General features: G+C 45.7%; 11 protein-coding genes. 5 read left to right on the top strand and 6 right to left on the bottom strand.

What is annotated here, in order from left to right:
- Nucleotides 1-91 precede the first annotated feature (91 nt).
- Nucleotides 92-1,174 (bottom strand): hypothetical protein, encoded by a 1,083-nt coding sequence (locus tag FOE74_RS14990; protein ID WP_149099438.1) that lies wholly within the window; start codon nucleotides 1,172-1,174, stop codon nucleotides 92-94.
- 965 nt (nucleotides 1,175-2,139) lie between these two features.
- On the opposite strand from FOE74_RS14990, the gene FOE74_RS14985 reads away from it, so the two are divergent.
- From FOE74_RS14985 to FOE74_RS14970, 4 genes are all read left to right on the top strand, one after another.
- Nucleotides 2,140-3,741 (top strand): circularly permuted type 2 ATP-grasp protein, encoded by a 1,602-nt coding sequence (locus FOE74_RS14985; protein ID WP_225840835.1) that lies wholly within the window; start codon nucleotides 2,140-2,142, stop codon nucleotides 3,739-3,741.
- A gap of 307 nt (nucleotides 3,742-4,048) precedes the next feature.
- Complete coding sequence (locus FOE74_RS14980) at nucleotides 4,049-5,002, top strand: alpha-E domain-containing protein (RefSeq protein ID WP_188686816.1); 954 nt, start codon at nucleotides 4,049-4,051, stop codon at nucleotides 5,000-5,002.
- Nucleotides 5,003-5,023: 21 nt separating this feature from the next.
- Nucleotides 5,024-5,929, top strand: a complete 906-nt coding sequence (locus FOE74_RS14975) for a transglutaminase-like domain-containing protein (protein ID WP_149099436.1) — start codon at nucleotides 5,024-5,026, stop codon at nucleotides 5,927-5,929.
- Between the two features lie 74 nt (nucleotides 5,930-6,003).
- The gene (locus FOE74_RS14970; protein WP_149099435.1) at nucleotides 6,004-7,089 is read left to right on the top strand and encodes a zinc-binding metallopeptidase family protein; all 1,086 of its coding nucleotides are present in this window, start codon (nucleotides 6,004-6,006) and stop codon (nucleotides 7,087-7,089) included.
- A 318-nt stretch (nucleotides 7,090-7,407) separates the two neighbouring features.
- Here FOE74_RS14970 and FOE74_RS14965 read toward each other — a convergent pair whose 3' ends face one another.
- Nucleotides 7,408-9,237 carry a mechanosensitive ion channel family protein gene (locus FOE74_RS14965; protein WP_149099434.1) on the bottom strand — a complete coding sequence of 610 codons (1,830 nt, stop codon included), beginning with the start codon at nucleotides 9,235-9,237 and terminating at the stop codon, nucleotides 7,408-7,410.
- Nucleotides 9,238-9,600: 363 nt separating this feature from the next.
- On the opposite strand from FOE74_RS14965, the gene FOE74_RS14960 reads away from it, so the two are divergent.
- Nucleotides 9,601-10,182, top strand: a complete 582-nt coding sequence (locus tag FOE74_RS14960) for a TMEM175 family protein (RefSeq protein ID WP_149099433.1) — start codon at nucleotides 9,601-9,603, stop codon at nucleotides 10,180-10,182.
- Between the two features lie 138 nt (nucleotides 10,183-10,320).
- Here the strand turns inward: FOE74_RS14960 and FOE74_RS14955 are convergent, their stop codons facing one another.
- From FOE74_RS14955 to FOE74_RS14940, 4 genes are read right to left on the bottom strand one after another with little or no spacing between them, the layout of a single operon-like run.
- Complete coding sequence (locus tag FOE74_RS14955; protein ID WP_225840833.1) at nucleotides 10,321-10,947, bottom strand: alpha-ketoglutarate-dependent dioxygenase AlkB; 627 nt, start codon at nucleotides 10,945-10,947, stop codon at nucleotides 10,321-10,323.
- 2 nt (nucleotides 10,948-10,949) lie between these two features.
- On the bottom strand, nucleotides 10,950-12,467 hold the full coding sequence (locus FOE74_RS14950; RefSeq protein ID WP_149099431.1) for a class I SAM-dependent methyltransferase: 1,518 nt from the start codon (nucleotides 12,465-12,467) through the stop codon (nucleotides 10,950-10,952).
- A gap of 5 nt (nucleotides 12,468-12,472) precedes the next feature.
- Nucleotides 12,473-14,272, bottom strand: a complete 1,800-nt coding sequence (locus tag FOE74_RS14945; protein ID WP_149099430.1) for an SAP domain-containing protein — start codon at nucleotides 14,270-14,272, stop codon at nucleotides 12,473-12,475.
- Nucleotides 14,273-14,282: 10 nt separating this feature from the next.
- Nucleotides 14,283-15,443 carry an AAA family ATPase gene (locus tag FOE74_RS14940; protein WP_149099429.1) on the bottom strand — a complete coding sequence of 387 codons (1,161 nt, stop codon included), beginning with the start codon at nucleotides 15,441-15,443 and terminating at the stop codon, nucleotides 14,283-14,285.
- Nucleotides 15,444-15,509 lie beyond the last annotated feature (66 nt).

The following is a 15,509-nucleotide window of genomic DNA, read 5'->3' as shown; positions in this document are numbered from 1 at the left end:
GTATGGTATATTTCAATGCTTCTAACTCCTTTCTTACGCTTATTTCCTTTCCCTCCTACAACCTGGTACACCAGAAATAGAATAGGAACGGTCAGGACTTGTCAGCATCTGTTTTGGTTTGGGTGATTTCAATTTTTTCGGTCTCTACTTTCTTCACCTTGTTGGGGGGTGCTGCTTCTCCCATAGGGGTACCGGTAGGAATGGCGGCGTCTGCCTGGTCTACTAAAAGCCGCTCGTCTACTTCTCTCGCAGGGTTGTCACCCTGGGTTCTTTCGCCTATCACTTCCAGATAAGGGCTATGCGATTCTACGGTGGTACTGGTTGACCGCATTTCCATGGAAACCAATTCGCCTTCTTTGTCGCCCCCAAACTTGCCTACCACGGTGCGTAAGAGAGATTCAGAAAACCGGTCACTGAAACCCGCTAAGAAAGCAATAAGCCAAATCACCTCGGGGTTGCCAATGCCTGTTCCCGCCTCAGACCCTTGAATGGTCAACAACCCCACCTTGAGCACCAGGTAAGAGATTACCCCCATGATGATGCCGGTCAAAGGCCGGGCGAACAGCCACCGCAAGGGCTCGTTCAGTTCTTTGTCGCCGGCATTGGTGAACCGGTACAAGATGGCCGAAAAACTTCCTAAGATGCTCCAGATCAACACTGGCACCGGGATAGAGAGAATCTTGATGGTGGTTTCAGTGGTGATGTTCCAGTGCGTGGAGCCATACCACAGAAACAGGCTGATGCCCACCAGACTGGCCAAAGAAACCACCACCGCCACCATCCTGATGTTCTTCCTTCTATCTTTTTCTCGTTTATAGGAGTTGATGGCATTCTCTATGCGGGCCAAACTCATGTCCATGATCCTTAGTTCCTGGGTGGTGGTGGCCTCATACACGTTCCCCACGTGGTCCAGGAGCAAAGGCATCACCTTCCTCAGAAAGTCAGCATCAATGACACAAAGCACTACCTGATGTTGCAGCGTACAGATTTTGCTCAGGCAGTTGTTGCGCAATACCTCAATGGGGTCGTCAGGATTGAACCGGTGCTGTTGGTATTTCTCCTTTGCCTTAGACGCCTTCTCATACAAGAGGTTGGAGGCTTTGGCTATTTCAGCGCTGGCCATGTCTGACAAGGACTTAGCCGCAAACGTGGCATTGAATACTGGATCTAACATGGCGTTGGCTTTAGAGGTGACAACTCTTGGCAATGGAGGTAGCCTAAGGTAGGGTATGGTTTTCCCGCAGCAAATACCCACTTATGGGTAATTCAACCCCGTTACCTATTATAATTTACTGATTTAAAGAGATTTATACAAACATGTGACCTGTATAAAGCGGAAGGGTCTACTTACTTGATACTTCCCAGGATGTGCCTGAAGCGCACTCTAGATAGCCTTCTCCTTCTGAAGTTAGGAGTCCACTTAACCACTTGCACTTGCCCAAAACGTACAAGGCTATTGTCGTAAAATGCCGGTCCCAGAGGATTCACCACAGTTCCTTCTCCTTTCAAGGCCTGCGCCGGCTCTTCTGGGTTTTCTCTTCCTCTCTTTTGCCTATCAGGTACCCGGCAGGCGTTTTCTACTGCCTTTATGGACGCCCCTTTCTAAACTTACTCCATAGGCAGGGCCGGAACACAATGGTTTCAGGCCTCTTTTTCCAAAAGAGGCCTGAAACACCAGACCACGCGCCACCTAGTACCCAGACCCAGAGCACCTTAGATTTCTCTACCCTTTCCGTATCTATCAAAAGGGAATATAGAGGAAGAAAACGCCGCAGAGCGCGGCGCTAGTTCTTCTATTTTGCGTGAACTACGTAGCTGAGCCTAGGCAAATACTGTATTTTGAGAAAAACGGGTCAGAAACGGCAAAGAGGTCAACAAAACCCTCCCCCTTTTGCGTAAGGGGCAATCTAAGAAGGCACCAGGCACCTGTGAAATGCCCTTGCCTCCACCCTAAACCTCCCTGCCTGAAGGTATGATATTTACCCCGCGCCACCTGCTGAACATAATAAAAGACCAAAGTGACAGCCAACTTCAAGGACCTTCCCAGGAGGTCATGCCTAGGTGACGGCTTCCTACCAGTTGCACCACCGCGAAAGAATATCCTCAAACCAGCTTAACTGTTTAGCCCCCAAAGACCCTATGGATGCAGCCATGCGCCAGACCCAGACCAGTGATGTATTCCGGAACTACCAGATTCCGCCGCAGTTTCTAGACGAAGTATTCAATGCCCCGGGCCAGGTGCACCCCCACTATGAGAACGTGTACCGGCAGTTCCTGGAGTTCTCCAAAGAAGAGTTCAAAGAACTCAATGAGCACGCCAAGATGTCCTTTTTCAACCAGGGCATCACCTTCTCGGTGTACTCAGACAAGGCAAAGGGCGTGGAGCGTATTTTCCCTTTTGACCTGTTCCCCCGCATTATCCCGGCCACCGAGTGGGCCCGGGTAGAGGAAGGCATTCTGCAGCGCTGCGTGGCCATGAACCTCTTCATTCAGGACATCTACTCCAAGCAGCACATCCTCAGAGACAAAGTAGTGCCCGCCGAGCTGATCTTCTCCTCCAAGAACTACCTCAAGGCCATGCTGGACATTAAACCAGTGGGCGGCATCTACAACCACATCTCCGGCACCGACCTCATCAAGCACTCAGATGGCGAGTATTACGTGCTGGAAGACAACCTGCGGTGCCCTTCGGGCATCAGCTACGTGCTCTCTAACCGGGTAGCCATGAAACGCACCCTCTTCCAGATGGTGCGGCAGTTCAACGTGCGCACGGTGCAGGAATACCCGCAGGAGCTGCTGGCCACCATGCAGTCAGTGTCACCGCACGGCATTGATGCCCCCAACTGCGTGGTGCTCACCCCGGGCGTGTACAACTCGGCGTACTATGAGCACGCGTTCCTGGCCCTTACCATGGGGGTGCCCCTGGTAGAAGGCCGCGACCTGTACGTAGAGCGCAGCTTTGTGTACATGAAAACCATCAACGGCCCCAAACGGGTAGACGTTGTGTACCGCCGCCTGGATGATGACTTCCTGGACCCAATGGCCTTCAAACCAGATTCGCTCCTGGGCGTGCCCGGCATCATGGCCGCCTACAAGAAAGGCAACGTGAATTTGATCAACGCCCCCGGTACCGGCTTCGCCGATGACAAGGCCGTGTACACCTATGTGCCCGAGATCATCAAATACTACCTGAACCAGGAGCCCATCCTCAACAACGTGCACACCTACCGCTGTGAGAAGGAAGATGATTTCAAGTACGTGCTGGAGAACATGGCCAACCTAGTCATCAAACCCGTGGATGAAAGCGGTGGCTACGGCATCCTGATCGGGAACAAGGCCACCCAGGAAGAGCTGAAGGAGTTTAAAACCCTCATTTCTGAAAACCGGCGCAAATACATTGCCCAGCCCATCATGGACCTGTCTATGCACGCCACCTTCATTGAGGGCGAAGACCAGTTTGAGCCCCGCCACGTGGACCTGCGCACGTTCACCCTGCTGGGCAAAGACCGGCAGTTCGTGCTCAAAGGCGGACTTTCCCGCGTGGCCCTCAAAAAAGGCAGCCTCATTGTGAACTCCTCGCAGGGCGGCGGCTCCAAAGACACCTGGGTTATGATGGACGACGGCTCCAACAACGCCTCTATGCAGCAAAATGGGTCTATGTCCCAAAGCATGACCATGAACGGGCAAACTATGACCATGGGCCCGGAAGGCATGTCTATGGCCAAACCAGGCGCCGAATAGCCGGTGAATTACTTTTAGGCTTCTCACTGCAGACTCTAGCCGTGAGGGTAGAGGAAGAGGGGTGTTGACACAGGAGAGCACAGATGGCAGCGATACTACTCCACCTATGTTCGTACGAAGCACATGATCCGCAATGCGTGGATCGCAAGGTGTCAACACCCCTCTTCGCTCCCCTCAAGGGGAGAATATTTACTTAAAAACAGAGAAGGGCAACCACAAGGGATTGCCCCTACTCCCACCTATTACCACGTACACCAACCTCCTGACTCAGAACTCAAGACTCAGGACTCAGAACTATAAAAACATTATGCTTTCACGAATTGGCAACAGCTTGTTTTGGATGGGGCGCTACATTGAGAGAGCCGAACACATTGCCCGTTACACCCGGGTACAGTATGTCTCCAGCGTAGATGCCCCGTTGGGGCAGAACCGCGAGCTGATCCTGGAATCTATCCTGGACATGGCGGGCAGCAAAGACGCGTACCTGGCCCTGCATGAGAAACTGGAAGACGACAAGGTCATTGACTTCATCTCCATCTCGGAAGACAACGCCTTCTCCATCATCAGCTATATTGGCCGCATCCGGGAGAATGCCCGCGGCTCCCGTGACAACATCTCCATTGAGTTGTGGGAAGCCATTAACCGGTTTTACCACAAGGTCAATGAACTCATGACCTCTGAGATGCCCTCTGAAGAGATTGAGTTCTTCGCCCGGCGTATTGAAGAGAACAGCTACATCACCAAAGGGTACATAGAGAACACGCTGCTCCACAATGACGTCTGGATGCTCATTTCGCTGGGCATGCACCTGGAACGCGTGATCCAGGTGGTCCGGATTCTGCAAACCAAGCTAGACGACATTGAGAAACTGGAGATGAATACCCAGGAAAGCGCCTTGGAAAACTACCAGTGGAGCACCACCCTTAAGAGCACCGAGGCCTTTGACATGTTCATGCGCTGCCACAAAACCAGCCCCACCCGGTCACACGTGTTAGATTTTCTGCTTTTTGATACCCAGTTTCCCAAATCTGTTGCGTATAGCATGAACCGGGTGCGCGATTGCATTGAGGGCATCTCTTTTAACCAGGAAGAAAGCCGGAAGGAATCTCTGGAGTTCATGGCCGGCAAGCTGGCCTGCCGTTTCCAGTACCTCACCATTGAGGAGGTGGAAGACCGGGCGCCGCAGTTCCTGAAAAGAACCCTTGACAATGTGTATGAACTCGCCAGCCAGTTAGACGTCAAATACCTGAAATACAACTAAGCCCCCGCGGCTTCCGCCAGAATGAAGACAGAATACGAGGTGGTGTACAGCACCCAGAACATCTATGAGGAAACCGTTAGGGAAGCGTTCTATTCCTTCCTGGTTCTTCCCTGCCATGATGATAGCCAGGTAGTACGCCATCTCTCCTTGTCTAACTCTCTGGAGGCCGAGGTATTCCACCACCCCAACGCGTTCGGGTTTGAGGTCACCAGCCTGCACACGGTGAAACCGTTCCAGGTCTTTGAGTTTCAGATGCGGGCCCTGGTGGAGAAAACCGCTCCCTTGTTTCCGCTGGAAGGCATCTTGTCGGTGCCTGAGGAGCAGCAACTCCTCTGTGATCACCTGTTCTACCTGGAAAACCATTTGTTTCTGGGCGCCGGGCAGTACACGCAGATCAAGGAGGCCTACCGCCCTGGCTTGTTGATGCGGGCCCCAGACCAGCTGGTGTATGATTACCTGCAGCAGTTGAACCGATTTGTGCACGGCTTGCTGGAGTTTGACCCCGAGCCTACGCACGTGTGCACCACGGCCAACGAGGTCCTGAAACTGCGCCGGGGCGTTTGCCAGGACTTCACCCACCTGTTCATAGGCATTGCCCGGCTCAACCAGATCCCGTGCCGGTACGTTTCTGGGTACCTGAACCAGGGCCTGAACCTGACCGGCTCGGCGGTGATGCACGCCTGGGCCGAGGCCTACATCCCGGGCTTCGGCTGGCAGGGCTTTGACCCCACCAACCACCTGCTGGCCGACGGGCACTACCTCAAGGCGGCGCACGGCTCTGATTACGCCGACTGTAGCCCCCTGCGGGGAACCTTAAAGACGAACGGCGGCCATAAAACCACCTATGGCGTGACAGTAACCCCGCTAGAACCCCCACAGGCCGCTCAGCAACAACAGCAACAAGCCCAATCTACCCTATCACTTTAACCAGGGCGGCGCTTCTTCTGCGTTTAACAGGTGTTTTACCAGAAGTAGCAGCTTTCTGTTCCTCAAGAGAAACCATGAAAACATTTCACTGCAGTTGCGGCAACAAGTTGTTCTTTGAGAATTCTTTCTGCCTGAAGTGTCACCGCGAAACAGGCTGGTGCCCGGTTTGCCAGGGCATCCATGCCATGGAGCTGGACGGCAAGGGGGGCTATGTCTGCACCAATCCAACGTGCCGGTCCAGCGTGGTGAAATGTTGTAACTACGTTACCCACAACGTGTGTAACCGCATGATTGAAACCCCGCAGGGCCAGCCGCACAATTTTCAGCAGCTATGCGGGTACTGCCAACTCACCGAGACCATTCCAGACCTGTCAGTGGAGGGCAACCCCCAGAAATGGTACCACTTAGAAGTAGCCAAACGGCGCCTGCTCTACCTGCTGGACCAGCTGGGCCTCCCGTACGGCTCTAAATCCTCTAACTTTGAGTTGCCCCTCTCCTTTGACTTCAAGGAAGATGTGGAAGCCTCATCGGTGCTGGGTTGGATGGGCCTGGAGAAAGGCGAAAAGGTCTTTACCGGCCACGCCGATGGCAAGATCACCATCAACCTGCAGGAGGCGGACCCGGTGGAGCGGGAAAAACTGCGCGTCGCCTTCGGGGAAACCCACCGCACCTTGATTGGCCATTTCAGGCATGAGATAGGCCACTACTACTGGCAATTGCTGGTGCAGGACAAAGACGAGGAAGCCTACAAAGCCATCTTCGGCGACCATGAAAACCCGTCCTATTCAGACGCCATGGACCAGTACTACAAAAACGGCCCCAAAGCCAACTGGGCGCATAGCTACATCAGTGCCTACGCCACCATGCACTCCTGGGAAGACTTCGCCGAGACCTGGGGCACCTACCTGGACATGATGGCCGTTCTGGACACCGCTGACAACCAGGAACTGCTGCAACTCCCCAACCATGATCTGGTAGACACCCAACTAGAGGAAATGCTCACGCGCTACGCCGATCTAAGCCTGCGGGTAAACGAAGTGAACCGGTCGCTGGGCCTCCCCGACCTGCTGCCTGAGACCTTCTCTGATCCTGTGGTGGAAAAACTCACCTACATTCACCGCCTCATCCAGCGCAATCGGAAAAAGCCTGACCCTGCCTAACGCTTTTTTCGCCAGGTCTTCAGCCTAAGGAAATGGGTAAACTCTTGGGAAATTCATGGAGGTTTTCGCCCAAGGCCGTTTCAAGGGCGTTTTTACCATTTCCCCTGGAAAGTACTTCCGGAAGAAATCCATTGATTATTCCAAAACACCCCGGAAACGAGCGCAGGCCAGAAACCTGCCCCCGTTTCCGGGGTGTTTTTCGTAGTTCAGGCTGTTATCAAAAGGCTTGGGCTGGGGCATAAAAAAGGCCTGTTTTCTGAAAAACAGGCCTTTTTCGGGTTTCCCTAATTACCATACGCTTCCGGTGCGGGAGTTAGGTTACTTCTTGGGGGAATGCGGTTTCTTGGTGGGGTATGGGATTTTGTTCCGGAGGCTTTTGATGCGTTTCTCGTCAAAACTAGGAAGCTGCAAATCATCGGCATCGCGCCATTGTTGTACCCTTTCCTCGGTGGCCTGGGTTTTCTCCTCTGACTTGCCCGTGTCGCGGCCCATGAACAAGGTTTGCGTGGGGTAAGCCAAACCGGTGCCGCTGGCTTCCACAATATCCAGCATGCGCAGCAGCAGGTCTTCCTGGATCTCCAGAAACTCGTTGTAGTCTTTCACCAGCACGTAAGAGAACACCTCCAGGTTGTAAGAAGAAGCGCCTATGCCCACAAACCGCACCCGAGCACTGTCTGGATCAATCTTGGGGTGCGAGTACAGCAATGACCGCAATTCAACCAGCAGGTACCTGATCTGGTCTGGGCTGGAGTCGGCCCGCACGCCCAGGGTGGGGTGAAACCAGACGCGGTCCCGGTGGGCGAAGTTCTCAATGCGCTGCGAAGAGAAATCGCCGTTGGGAATGGTGACCACTGTGCGGTCGTTGGTTCTGAGGCGCGTAGACCGCATGCCAATGGACTCTACGGTACCCGAGGTCTCGCCCACCTTGCAGAAATCACCTACCCTGATGGGCTGGTCCGCAATAAGGGTCACGCTCCCTACAAAGTTCTCCACGGTTTTCTGCGCCCCCAACGCCAGGGCGATACCGCCAATCCCCAGAGCGGCCAGCCCCGTGGTCACGTCAAAGCCCAGCGAACTCAGGAAACCGATGATCCCGAAGGCGATGATGGCGATCTTGGCCCCCCGGCGCAGGAACAGCACCGCCGACAGGCCCGCCAGGTTGTGGCGGTTCATCATGCGGCGCTGCAGGAACTGGGTGAGCACATCTACCAACCGCCACAACAGCAGCAGAAACGCCAGCATGCCTATGATCACGGTCAGTTGGCTGAACCGCTGCCGCACGATAATGGAGATGCCAATTTCCTGGTTAGAGAAAATAAAGAGCCACAGCGACAAGTAAACCTGAATGGGCAGCGTGAACGCCTTGATAATGCCCATGGTGGGTTCCTGGGTAGCTTTCTTCCAAACCAGCCGCAGCAGGTACGCCAAAGCCCGGGTAATGGCCCAGGCGGCCGCGTAGGCGAACAGGGCCGTGACCAGCAGCGCCAGCAAGTGCCCGATGGGGATGCCTTCCCACTTCTTCTCAATGGTGAACTCAGGCATGACCTTGTCCGCGAGGGGCTTGGACACTTCTTCTATGGTGACCGGAATACGCTGAACGGTCTGGGACGAAAACAACCAGATAGGGCCACCGACCGGGTCTTCGGTTTTCTCCAGGAACAGGTCAAAGGTTTCGCCGTTCACTGAGGCCGAACCAACCCGCTCCAGGTTAGGACCCAGGTTGTCGTCTGTCTTGCCGTCATAGGTGTCATTGATCAAGGTATAGGGCGTCAGGTTTCCCTTGTTCAACAGGCGTTGCAGGGCATGGGCCAGCCGGGCCCCGTGTTGCTCGTCTTGCAGGGCACTGTCCAGGTTGAGGAAAAGGGCCGCTTTGTTATAATTCTCCTCTGAAATGGCTTTGATGAAACCAGACACGGTTCCCCGGGGCGTGCGGCGGCCCAGCGAATCAGGGAGCCAGTCGGGCGCCAGAATTTCTTCCACCACTGAGGTGGTGTCAGCGGCCGGCTCTTTGGCGGTTTCCTGGGCCAGGGCAGATTCTACCGGCGCCACGGCACTCAAGAAAAACGTAAAAAAGAAGAGGAAACGAAAGGAGGCGGCCCGTCTGAGAGGACGTGAAAAAGCTGGCCCGCCAAAAAGTGAAAATTCCATGGACTGAGGTTACAGATTCAAACTACTGCTGGAAGCACCGTTCCCAAGGGCCAAGCTGCCTCTGGCTTAACGTGGAATGCCCACCAGTATCCGCTGACCCTCCTGGTCTTCCCTAGAATACCTTACAAACGGCTCCCCAGGCCCTGAGTTGCCCCTGGCGGCAAAGAAATCCCCTCACCAGTCTTTAGAAACTTGGTAAAAAACGGAGCCTTTTCTTTTCTTTAATCTGCCAGCATCAGCTTCTTTGGGGCCTGTTTTTCAAAAAAGAGGTTCCAAAGAAGCGTGCGCTTTTCCACTTCCCAGCCAACGGCTTTTTTTTGTACCTTCCTGCCGGCAACGGGAAACCACCCGGCGCAACTATCTATGAACAAAACGCGGCTTGAGGCATTCAGTGACGGGGTGATAGCCATCATCATTACCATAATGGTCTTAGAGATCAAGGTACCGCACGGCACCGAATGGACGGCCCTGGCCCCGCTCCTGCCCGTGTTCCTGAGCTACGTGCTCAGCTTTATCTACCTGGGCATTTACTGGAACAACCACCACCACATGCTGCACAGCACCAGCAAGGTGAACGGCAGTATTCTCTGGGCCAACCTGCACCTGCTCTTCTGGCTATCCTTGATTCCCTTTGCCACCGGCTGGATGGGCGAAAACAGCTTCGCGCCGGCGGCTACGGCCTTGTACGGCGGCATCCTACTCCTGTGCTCTATTGCCTATTGGGTACTGGAGCAAATGATTATCAGAAAGGACGGCAAAGACTCTGTGCTCGCTAAAGCCATTGGCCCTGACCTGAAAGGCAAAATCTCCCCGGTATTGTACCTGACCGGCATCGCCCTCTCCTTCTGGAGCCCCTGGGCCGCGAACGGGGTCTATGTGCTGGTGGCGATGATGTGGTTAATACCAGATAGAAGGATTGAGCGGGTTTATGAAGAGGGGCATTGACAACCTACACCACATACACCAAAAATTTAAGAAAACTTAATGTTAACTTTCTTAAATAAAAACAGGCTAAAAACAAGAAACAAATATTATCAATTGCAATTATTCTATTCACACAAAGAACAACTACTTCTCTGTCAGTTATTCAATAATTACCTTTCTAAAGGTAAGGGAAACCCTTCTTTCTCTATTAAAACTAATTCCATTAAAATTATCTATTTTCCTGGCTGATATCCCATGTAACCATTTATATCGAGACTCTCCCTTTAAAACTATTAAGCTCCTTGGTTCTAATAATACTTCTACTCTAAGAGTTCTATCAAACTTGTATAAAATATCCATTATACAAGGTGAACCTAAACTCAATGAGATTATAGTATCATCAAAGCAAGGAACGCAATCAATATGATGAGCTATACCTTGACCAGGCAAATATTCATTTACTATTACTTGGTCTGGAATAGAATTAATGTATCCATCATTATAGAGTCTTTGTGCTAAATGGGAAGCCCATGCAGGAAGATCTCCAATAAACATGGAGTAATCAATCTTCCTGCTTTTATAATCGTATTTATATCCATAATGCTGAACTCTCCTTTTTAAATCACCTAACCAATCTTGGTTATCAATAAAATGAAGTAGGTTAAAATGCTCTTCTGATGATATATAGTTTTCACAGTACACTAACCCTTTAACTTTATTTAGGGCATCAAATTTATTTTTTGGAATTTTAGCTTCTGAAGAAAACAAATCCAACTGCGCCATCATTTCTAATTTTTAAGTTCTAGAATTTCAAAAAAAACAACTTCACCACTAACATCGTTCCTACTATATGGATTTGTTTTATAATCTATTTGTTCAACATTACTCAAATACGTTATAAACTCAAATTGAGATTTAAAGCTTAAATACTTATTATTTTTTTCCAAAGAATTTGGATTTTGAAAAACAAAATATAATTTACTTTGCTCATGTCTCCTAGCAACACCTTTAATAAACCTTGCTAACTGAATTTCATCTAAGGATTTGCTTGCAAAAAGATAAGACGCATTTATTATTATAGGGTTTTGCAAACCCACATAATCTGCTAATAAATCATCTGAAATTTGATTCCAACTACAAAAAAAAGAGGCTCTACTTTCTTTGGCAAAAATTCCTCTATTCCAAAAGCCATGAGCTTTTCTTAACATAGCAGGGGAAATATCAATTCCTATATAATTAGTTTTCAATAATTCCCCAGACTTCTGATAATGCAAATCTGATATAGCTAAACCAGATGTTAAAGGTCCGCAACCAATATCAATGAAAATAGGTACAAGATTGGCATTAGTAAAAAGCGAAAGGAGCGAATCATAAATCCTTTCTAATACAAAAAAAGTGGTGAAAAAATGCTTACGCATATTAAAATAACAATAAAGCAATACTTTATCATCATCTGTTAGATTTCTAAAACCTATAGTAAAATCTGCTTTGCCAAATTCTAATATTTGCTCTCTAACCACTCTACTAGGATATCCTAAAGGCATTTGATACCCTTCAGTATCGACATGATTAATTATTGGTTTTACAATTTCTAAATCAAAAATCCCTAACATCCTATCAGATGGTACATATAATTTTGATTTATTCGAATCAACAACTAAATCATCTAAGGTTTCAAGATTACCACTAATTACATTTTCAATTAGTGGATGGAGAAGAAATGGGTACTTGTTTTTATTATCTTCATTAATATACAATGATTGTAAATGAGTTATTTCATCATAAAAATGATAACCAGCCAGTTTCACTACTGCCCTTTGATACATTTTTACTAAAAATACTACAACAGCATGAGTATAATCTTCTTCTCCATCGAATTGGGACTTTGCTAGTAAATCCAAAATTCGAAGGAAGTTCATTCTGAAATGAGTCTTTGCGTTATCAATTTCCTCATAAGCTAACATATGAGCTAATAATCTAAACTTTATAGAAGAGTCAGGCAAGTTAGAGACAATATCAAATATTGGATTTGGGTTAATTCTTTCAAAAATAGTAGCAAAAAAAACTAATAAATTAATTATTTGCTCAGAATAAGGTTCTCTAGATAACAAGACCTCTTTAAATAGGGCACAATCCTTGAGCTCATAAAACGAATCTTCAAACTCATGAGCACTCGCTAAAAGGTCTACTTTTTTTAACCCATAATAATACAATCTAACACTTACAATCTTCGAATCAATAAATCTTTCAAACTCGTAGACAGTGTCTATTCGCTTTACTGTAGATACAAATTCAGCAATATTCATTTAACTTATTTATTTCTTATATTTTTTATTTTTTTATCAACTTCTGCAACCGCAACTAATTCATCTAAATTAAACTTACTTGAATCACGCAATTTTTCAATCAATTTATCTTTATCAATATTTATAAGCTCTGGAAAATTATTGAACACAAAAGCAAACAAATGATACTGTTGCGAAATATTTTTAGGATAAAACCCATCAATTAAGCTACAAACAGATTCAAATGGGTCAAGGTGTTTGTAAATAGGCAAATACTTGTTAAACTTAATTACCGACTTATCAACATATTTACCATCATTATTAAAATTCAAAACATCCGATTTAATATGGTTATCCATTTCCAATTTTGCTTTATCAGAGAATACCAAAAAATCAAAACTATTATTTAACCTTGCGCATCCTTTCTTACAAAATTCAAACACACTTTCTATAGCAAACCTATCAAAATATGAATTAAGCTGGAATTTAATATTTTCTCTGTTTTTGCCTAAAGATTTATAGAATTCATTTCTAAAATTTAAAACATCAGTCTTAACTAAATTCCTATACCCATAATATAACCCAAGTACAGCTAAAATAAATTCTGCATTAACTTTTTCTATTGAATTGTCAACACCACTAAAATAATTTCTAACAGCTTGCTTATCAGTATGCCCTAAAGATTTATTAGAAAACTTTATTAAGAATACTAAAATCGTAACTGGCAGAGATGATTGAATTGCTTTATTTGCTATTAATGATTTATAGTCAATACTAAACTTTTTATATTGATTAAACAGAATAGCAATTTTCTTTAACTCATCTCTCTTTTCTATTGTTTTTTCCAATTTAACACATTCATCAATCAGAGCTACTGCCCAATCAATATCAAATACAAAATTAGCATAAATCCCCTCTATGATACTTTTAAAAATAAACCTATTAATATTACCCTCAACTTCAATTTCAGAAGGAAATAAAATCCATTTAAAAAATACGTTTATTTTTTTACTCTCGCTTTCATATGTATTTATTAGACTTAAGACATCGAAATAGCCTGGTGAATATTCATTAAATTCATTTGTTATATTAGAATATAGCAAAGAAGCATTTTTCAAAAATGCTATAGACCCTAGAATTTTATCAAATTTTAATAAAACGCCCTTCCATTGCTCAATATCTCTTTCAGATACTTCATTTCCATATTGCACATCTAATAATGAAATAGAATCTAGTTTATCAGAAATAATAGAAGTAACACTTTCTGGCAAATATGAGTCAGGAAAAGAATTCAATGAAGCTAAAAATGAATTCCTTACAGAATTATTAAAAAAATGCACATACCTAATTCTAGAGACTGGCAATGGCTGGCTCAAAAAAAACAAATTAGTATTCTCTAAAAGCCTACTATTTTCTTGGTTATTCAAGACAACCTCCACTAAAACTTGTGTTTCATCAAAATCATTAATTGCATGCTTTGATAAAACAAGATAATTTGGAAATAAGCTTAAATTATCTTGTTTCCTATTCTCCTTAATATAAACCTCATTATCTTCGAAGCAGTTAGGGTATAAGACTCCTTTACTTAAATAGATGGGTAGATTCCCAATATTCATTTGAATATAAAAAGAGTTTCTTTCTATGATAGAGCTCTTTTTATTACTGCCCTCTATAACATTAGTTCCAAATAAGCTCGATTCTTCGTTCTGACTTACGCTCTGTGCCTCTAATCTTCCTAACAGCTCACGCTTATTACCGTCAGAGGGTAGGCCTAGGGATATGCACTTAGCCCTTAAATCTTCAACCTTTAATTTATTAATTTTCATCTATTGTTGGTTAAAAAGGCAAATCATCATCTTCATCATTAAAGAAATTACTATTATCCAAACCAGCGTCTTCAACAAATTCATATGTTGAGCTGTCGAAATTATTCAAATATTTTGGCTTGTGAATATTTGCAATTAAGAATAATTGCTCTTTCGCTCTGGTACATCCAACATAATAATGTTCTGGTGTTTTATATATTTCATCCATAGCCGTTTCCATATTGGGCATAATGACTACCTGAAACTCTAGACCTTTTGCTGACTTGTATGTTGTAACTATTATATTCTCCATATATAATTCAACATTCCTCTTTTCAGCCTTAGGCATTTCATTGTAATATTTAGAACATTTGAAATCTCCAAGAGTTGGAATTAATTTATAGTAATATTCTACTTCTTCAATTGAGTACACTAAAATAGCAATATTAACATCTCCAGCGTCATTCAGCCTTGTTTTAAGTATTTTATGCCTTTCCTGCTCATTTTTAGCCATAAAAACAGTAGGCTTTATACCTCTCCCTTTTGGCATCCTATCCAAAGTAACCAAATTGTTTGCCCTCTCATTTAATGGCAAAAAGAACCTTGCAAAATTATAAGTTTCAAAGTTATTCCTATAATTATATTGCAAATTAACTCTTTGAACACCTCCAAAATCTTCAACAATTGAAATTATATCTTGAGCATTAGTTCCTTTACTATGTAACTTTTGAGCGTTATCAGCGCCTACATTTATTCTTTTCGTTTTATTACCAATAGTTTTCAATATCCTCTTCTCAAAATCTTGGCCTTCATCTATTAATATTTCATCAAATTCGCCAACATTCTTGAGCTTCTCAATCATTTTTTCGCACGTGTCGCTGTGCTCAAGGTATGAACTTGTATTCTTTACATACCATTCGTAAAATCCAGTTATCCTCCACTTCATATCTGGAGTAGCAATATTCACTAAGCTAATTTTCAATAGATTTTGATAAGTAAGCACTAATACATTTTTCTTCTCTCTTGATAATTTAGCTGCTCTCATTAAGGTAACTGTAGTCTTGCCACTTCCAGGACACCCAGTTACAATTAAATGTTTTTCCCCACTATAATTTATTGCATCCATCATCATTCTACCACCTGGAGAATTGAGTATTTCAGTTTCTGAAATTGTATTAAAAACAAATGCCATATAATCTATTATTTAAAAAAATTCAACAATTACTGTTTGGGTTTTACTTATTACTTATTTTCTTTA

It is taken from the genome of Rufibacter glacialis (genome assembly GCF_008271745.1).
In the GTDB taxonomy this organism is placed as follows: Bacteria; Bacteroidota; Bacteroidia; order Cytophagales; family Hymenobacteraceae; genus Nibribacter; species Nibribacter glacialis.
Note: the sequence above shows the minus strand (reverse complement) of the source record. Positions and strands in the feature narration are given on the sequence as shown.

Excerpts from the sequence above, each read along its gene's own strand:
- FOE74_RS14990 (WP_149099438.1), bottom strand. The coding sequence starts at position 1,174 with ATGTTAGATCCAGTATTCAATGCCACGTTTGCGGCTAAGTCCTTGTCA.
- FOE74_RS14985 (WP_225840835.1), top strand. The coding sequence starts at position 2,140 with ATGGATGCAGCCATGCGCCAGACCCAGACCAGTGATGTATTCCGGAAC.
- FOE74_RS14980 (WP_188686816.1), top strand. The coding sequence starts at position 4,049 with ATGCTTTCACGAATTGGCAACAGCTTGTTTTGGATGGGGCGCTACATT.
- FOE74_RS14975 (WP_149099436.1), top strand. The coding sequence starts at position 5,024 with ATGAAGACAGAATACGAGGTGGTGTACAGCACCCAGAACATCTATGAG.
- FOE74_RS14970 (WP_149099435.1), top strand. The coding sequence starts at position 6,004 with ATGAAAACATTTCACTGCAGTTGCGGCAACAAGTTGTTCTTTGAGAAT.
- FOE74_RS14965 (WP_149099434.1), bottom strand. The coding sequence starts at position 9,237 with ATGGAATTTTCACTTTTTGGCGGGCCAGCTTTTTCACGTCCTCTCAGA.
- FOE74_RS14960 (WP_149099433.1), top strand. The coding sequence starts at position 9,601 with ATGAACAAAACGCGGCTTGAGGCATTCAGTGACGGGGTGATAGCCATC.
- FOE74_RS14955 (WP_225840833.1), bottom strand. The coding sequence starts at position 10,947 with ATGATGGCGCAGTTGGATTTGTTTTCTTCAGAAGCTAAAATTCCAAAA.
- FOE74_RS14950 (WP_149099431.1), bottom strand. The coding sequence starts at position 12,467 with ATGAATATTGCTGAATTTGTATCTACAGTAAAGCGAATAGACACTGTC.
- FOE74_RS14945 (WP_149099430.1), bottom strand. The coding sequence starts at position 14,272 with ATGAAAATTAATAAATTAAAGGTTGAAGATTTAAGGGCTAAGTGCATA.
- FOE74_RS14940 (WP_149099429.1), bottom strand. The coding sequence starts at position 15,443 with ATGGCATTTGTTTTTAATACAATTTCAGAAACTGAAATACTCAATTCT.